The sequence below is a fragment of the Peribacillus sp. P4_C12 genome (assembly GCF_056402095.1).
Genome location: NZ_JBFUIB010000922.1, coordinates 1 through 1,032, shown reverse-complemented (window position 1 = coordinate 1,032; position 1,032 = coordinate 1). Strand labels below are relative to the sequence as shown.

At 34.3% G+C, this 1,032-nt stretch carries 2 protein-coding genes; both read right to left on the bottom strand.

Annotated features, from left to right (window positions below; translation table 11 throughout):
• Positions 1–181: 181 nt before the first annotated feature.
• Positions 182–319 carry a hypothetical protein gene (locus tag AC1DUW_RS30280; protein WP_167555975.1) on the bottom strand — a complete coding sequence of 46 codons (138 nt, stop codon included), beginning with the start codon at positions 317–319 and terminating at the stop codon, positions 182–184.
• Positions 320–566: 247 nt separating this feature from the next.
• A partial coding sequence (locus tag AC1DUW_RS30275) for a DinB family protein (RefSeq protein WP_477644367.1) occupies positions 567–1,032 on the bottom strand: 466 nt, incomplete at its 5' end.

Sequence of the window (1,032 nt, the reverse complement as noted above, 5' to 3'; positions counted from 1 at the left end):
GATCTCAAACTTTCCACGAGATGTACTTATAAACATTCTCTCCCACATAACGATCCCCCTAAAAACAAAAAAATGTATATTATTGTAAATTCGACATTTTTTAGAGAAAATCCTTCCAAGTTACTGTTGAACTAAACTGCCCCTTTAGTTCCATAAGAGAAAACTGTTAGTTAAAGAACGTTTATTTCTTATCCCTAATTTCTTCTAAAATTTCTATTACACGATTGTTTTGTTTTTCTATATTCTTTAATCTTTTTTCAATAATACTTGAAGAGAAAAATACAATAAGTATAAGAGCTATACCAACAAATAATTCCATATTTCTCCTCCGATGAATTCAGTTTATGTATAAGAGTATAACTTTACTAACCTATATTTTCCAGAGCCTTTATGCAACWAACCTGCCCCGATAGTTCCATATGAAAAAGAGCTGCCAAAGCAACTCTCTTAATGAAGTAAAGCACCTGTTACTTTAAGTACAATTCTTCACAAACTCATATTCCTCCACAATACTGACCTGCAGCTTAACATGGAAAAGGCGATTTCTTAATTAATTTCTATTTGTATTATTTATTTGAATGTGAGGAAAGACCCCGGCCTATAAGGTTTGCAGAAACAGGTTTTTTTCCTATTTCCCTTGCCCAAATTGATAATTGTCCTATATGGTGAATTTCGTGAGCAATGGCATGTCGCATGATTTCACCCCAAGTATCCGTCACAATTCTTCCATTTGGCAATGTATCATAAAATAATTGATTTTCCATACTAGCATCCCAGTTGTTCACAAAGGTTTCCACTTCTAAATGAAATTCAGCATCCAATTTTCGAACCTTGTTCAAGCTTTTATAGCTATCGAAACACTCCTGAAAGTCAGTTTTATCTTGTAAGAGACGTATCCAGCTCCATTCGACATCAACAATATGGAAAAGTGTATGCAATATACTTCGCATTCCACCCGTTCGGTTCCGCAGAAGTTCTTCTTCATTTAACTCTTCACACCAACGATACCAGTCTTCTCTTACCATCCAGTTA